Below are 4,282 nucleotides of genomic sequence, written 5' to 3'. Positions count from 1 at the left end.
GCCCCGGACCACCCCACCCCCCGAACCCAGGAGAAGGAGTCAACGAGTTGAACGGCAAAGGCACAGCCGTCCTCGGCTACGCGTGTCGCGTGCCGGGTGCGCGCGACGTGGCGGATCTGTGGAACACCGTGGCAGCCGGCCGTGACGGCGTCACCCGGGCCTCCACCAATGTCGGCGCCACCACCGGAGGGCGCGTCCACGCCTACGGGGGACTGGAGGACATCGGCCTGTTCGACGCCGGTTTCTTCGGTTACTCCCCGCGTGAGGCCGCCGAGATCGACCCCCAGCAGCGGCTGCTGCTGGAGTGCGCCGTCGAGGCCCTGGAGGCGGCGGGTGTCCGCGTCGACGGACTCGGCCACGACATCGGCGTGTACGCCGCCACCGGACTGAGCGGCTACCTGCTCCACACCCACGACGGGCGGGCGGCGGCCGACGACCAGCTCTCCACCCTCATGGGCGGCGACGGCCACTACGCCGCCACCCGCATCGCGTACAAGCTCGGACTGACCGGCCCCGCCCTGTCCGTCGGCTCCGCGTGCTCCTCCTCCCTGCTGGCCATCCACACCGCCGCGCAGGCCATCGCCGCCGGCGAATGCGACCTGGCCCTGGCCGGCGGCATGGACGTCGAGTTCCCGCAGCCCACCAGCTACCTCCACCAGGAGGGCGGCATCATGGCGAGGGACGGCGTCTGCCGGCCCTTCGACGCCGCCGCGAGCGGCACCGTCTTCGGCTCGGGCGGCGGCCTGGTCCTCCTCGCCGACGCCGGCATCGCCGCGGAACGCGGCTGGCCGATCCGCGCGGTCCTCGCGGGCTCCGCCGTCAACAACGACGGCTCCGAGAAGGCGTCGTTCACCGCCCCGCGAGCCTCCCGCCAGGCGGAGGTCATCGCCCAGGCCCTGGAGGTCGCCGAGGTCGAACCGGCCCAGGTCGGCTACGTCGAGTGCCACGGCACGGGAACCCAGCTGGGCGACCGCAGCGAACTGTCCGCGCTGGCCGGCGCGTTCGGCGACACCCCGTTGCCGCCGCTCGGCTCGGCCAAGGCCAACTTCGGCCACCTGCGCGTCGGCGCAGGCGTCGTCGGCTTCATCAAGGCATGCGAGGTCGTCTCGCGCGGCGTGATCCCTCCGCTCGCCAACCTCGACCGGCCCATGGACGCCCTCCGCGCCGTCGACGCCCCGCTGCCCCACGCGGCCGGCACCCTGGACCTGCCCGCCGCCGAACGCGTCGCGGGCGTCAGCTCCTTCGGCTTCGGCGGCACCAACGTGCACGCGGTCGTCCGCGGCCACGAGGACACCCGGCCGCGGACCGCGCCCGCCGGGGGCCCCCACGTGCTGCGCGTCTCCGCCGCCGACCCCGACTCCTGCCTGGCCACCGCCGCCGCCCTCGCCGGCGCGCTGCGCTCCGCCCGGGCCCCCGCCCCGGCCGACGTCGAGCACACCCTGCGCGAGGGCCGTGACGACCACGCCTACCGCCTCGCCACCGTCGGCGACGGCCCCGCCGAACTGGCCGTCGGGCTGGAGGGCGCCGGCGAGCACACCGCCGAGGGCTGGCACCGGCCCGGGTCCGAGATCCTGCTGACGCTGCCGGGCCAGGGCAGCGACCTGCTGCCGACCGCCCGCGCCCTCCACCGCTGGGAGACCGCGTTCACCGCCGCCCTCGAACGCCTCTGGGACACCGCGCGCGGCGTCGAGCCGGCGCTGGCCCCGCTGGAGAGCGTGCTGGGCGAGGTTCCGGCCGACGCCGCCGGGCCCGACCTGCCCACGGCGCACGACCTGCCCACGGCGCACGCCCTGCACGTCGCCGTCCTCCTGGCCCTGACCGAACAACTCGCCGCCCGCGGCATACGCGCCGACCGGATCGTGGGGTACTCGCTCGGCGAGTACGCCGCCGCCGCCGCGACGGGCGTCATCACCGAGGAGGACGCGCTCCGCCTCGTCCTCGAACGCGCCCGCCTCCTGCGGGACGCCCCCGCCGGCGCCATGATCGCCGTACGCCTGCCCGCCGGTGAGATCGCCGCCACCCTCGGTGAGGACCTCGCCCACCCCGCCGTCACGCTGAGCGCGGACCGCACCGTCCTGTCCCTCGCCGCCGACGCCCTGCCGCGGGTCACCGGCCGCCTCGCCGAGGCCGGCATCCCGCACCGGGTGCTCGATCCGGCTCTGCCCTTTCACTCCCCCCTGCTGGCCGAGGTCGCCGCGCGGTTCGCGCCCCTCGCCGATGCCGTCCCCGTCCGGTCCGGCACCGCCCGGCTCGTCACCACCGTCGTCGGCCGCACGGGCCTGGACGCCGGGTACTGGTCCGCCCACCTGGGCGGCCCCCTCGACCTGATGCCGGCCGCCGAGGCCGTCGCCGAGGCCGCCGCCGGACGGGGCTGCGTCGTCGTCGACCTCAGCCCCGACGGGTTCCTCGCCCGCGCCGTGGAGAGCCCGGCCGCCGGACCGGCCGTCCGCCCCCTGCGCGCCGACAAGGATCCGCGCGTCGCGTGGCTCCACGGCCTCGCCGCCCTCTGGGTCGCCGGGCTCCCGGCGGACACCGCGCCCGCCGGCCGCCCCGGCACCGGCCGCACGGTCGAGCTGCCCGCCCGCGTGTTCTCCCGCGAACAGCACCTGAAGGAGCCCGCACCGGCCGGGGGCGCCGCCGACGGCCGGGACCGGGCCCGGGGCACCGTCCGCCGCGAGAAGGACCTGGACCGCTGGGCCTACTACCCGAGCTGGCGGTTCCGCCGCCGGGTGCCGGGCGTTCACGACGCCACCGGCGAACGCTGGCTGGTGCTGGCGGAGAACGACGGCGAGAGCGCGCGGGTCGTCCAGGCCCTGCGGGCCCGCGGCGTCGACTGCCTCCACATGGTCCCGGACGAGGCTGGCACCGGCCGGGGGGGCGGCGACGTCCTGCCCGTGCGCCCCGGCGAGGAGGACTCCGTGAAGGCGGCCATCCGCGGCCTCGGCCTGGACCGCCGCCCCCTCGACCGGGTCGTCCACCTGTGGTGCACCGGCCCGCTCGACGACGGCGCGACCCTCGACGGCCGCCTCGCCGTCCTGAACACCGAGTACGACCGCGGCTTCTACACCCTGCTGTACGCCGTCCAGGAGATCGGCCTGCTCCAGGGCTCGCGCCACGTGCGCCTGGACGTCGCCGCCCGCGGCATGCACCCCGTCGGGACCGACCCCGCCGACGTCGTGCCGGACCGGGCCCTGCTCGCCGGCCCGGGTCTGGTCATCCCCCAGGACTTCCCGGCCATGTCCGCCCGCACCCTCGACATCACCGGCCTCCCGGGTGACGCCTGGTCCGCCGAGCTCGTGGCGGAACTCCTCGGCGCGTCCACCGACCCCACCGTGGCGCTCACCCCCGGTGCGCGGTGGGTCCGTTGCTACGAACGCGACGAGCTGCCCGCCGTCCCCGAGGACCGGCGCCCGCTGCGCCTGCGCGAGAACGGCGTCTACCTCATCACCGGCGGCCTCGGAGGGATCGGCATGACCCTCGCCGAGTACCTGGTCCGCACCTGCCGGGCCCGCCTGGTCCTCACCGGCATGGAGACGGTGCCGGACGCCTCCCTCTGGGAGGACGGCAACAGCGCACCGATCGACAGCGACGACGAGGCCCTGGTCGAGCGGGTGGCCCGCATCCGCAAGCTGGTCGCCCTCGGCGGCGAGATCCTCGCCGTCCGCTGCGACGCCGCCGACCGCGAGCAGACCGCCGCGCTCTTCGCGACCATGGAGGAGCGGTTCGGCCGCCTCGACGGCGTCGTGCACGCCGCCGGCGTCTTCGAGACCCAGCGGGCCTTCCGCGGCCTCGACGACACCGGCCGCGAGGACTGCGTCCGCCGCCTGCGCCCGAAGGTCGAGGGCACCCTGGTGCTCGCCGAGTTCCTGCGCGGCCGGAAGCTGGACTTCGTCCTCATGCAGTCCTCCCTCTCCTCGCACCTGGGCGGCCTCGGCTTCTACGCCTACACCGCAGGCAACGCCTTCATGGACTCCTTCGCGGAACGCCACCGCGACGCCGACATCCCCTGGATGACGGTGAACTGGGACGGCTGGATCTTCCGCGAGCGCGACGACGACACCCTCCACCAGTCCGTGGTGTCCCCCTCCTTCGCCTCCCCGGACTTCGGTGTCGTGGCCGAGATCGCCATCCGCCCCAGCGAGGGCCAGGACTTCTACAGCCGGCTCATGAACATGGCCGAGCCGCACCAAGTCCTCATCTCCACCGCCGACTTCGAGCGCCGCATCGACCAGTGGGTGCGCTCCGCCGCCGAACGGCAGGCCCCGCCCGTCCCCGCCGACTC

The 4,282-nt window shown here is 75.7% G+C and carries 1 protein-coding gene; it reads left to right on the top strand.

The genetic code is table 11. The features are described 5' to 3' along the window. Positions 1-47: 47 nt before the first annotated feature. Positions 48-4,282 (top strand): type I polyketide synthase (locus ADY01_RS33510; protein ID WP_049580529.1); only part of this gene is annotated, 4,235 nt, incomplete at its 3' end.

Source organism: Streptomyces sp. SBT349 (genome assembly GCF_001083795.1).
In the GTDB taxonomy this organism is placed as follows: domain Bacteria; phylum Actinomycetota; class Actinomycetes; order Streptomycetales; family Streptomycetaceae; genus Streptomyces.
Note: the sequence above shows the minus strand (reverse complement) of the source record. Positions and strands in the feature narration are given on the sequence as shown.